Source organism: Neobacillus drentensis (assembly GCF_036966985.1).
Classification (GTDB): domain Bacteria; phylum Bacillota; class Bacilli; order Bacillales; family Cytobacillaceae; genus Neobacillus; species Neobacillus drentensis_E.
In genome coordinates this window covers 946-1219 of record NZ_JBALSN010000419.1, presented here as the reverse complement: position 1 = coordinate 1219, position 274 = coordinate 946, and the positions used below count along the sequence as shown (strand labels likewise).

Genomic DNA, 274 nt, shown 5'->3' with positions numbered 1-274 from the left:
AGAGGAAATTGAAGATGCTCCGTATGATATGATACTAGCGAGATGTACAATCCCGGCAGCATCACAGTTATGAAATAGGCGAGATATCTCATCAACCGCTCAAACGTAACAAAAAAATACGGCAAGTACATATCTTCAGCCGATTTTACCAAATACTGAAAATTGATTGGGGCGACCAAAGCGGCAGGTGCCCCATCAATCAAAATGCAAAACCGCCCTCGCTGTAACGATTCCACCACATAGTCGGGCCTCGTACTGTAGGAAATTAACGGCA

General features: G+C 44.5%; 1 pseudogene (cut by a window edge). It reads right to left on the bottom strand.

The window, feature by feature from the left end:
- A pseudogene (locus tag V7659_RS23950) lies at positions 1-274 on the bottom strand (spore germination protein); its annotated part runs 613 nt beyond the window's last position; the annotation flags it as partial.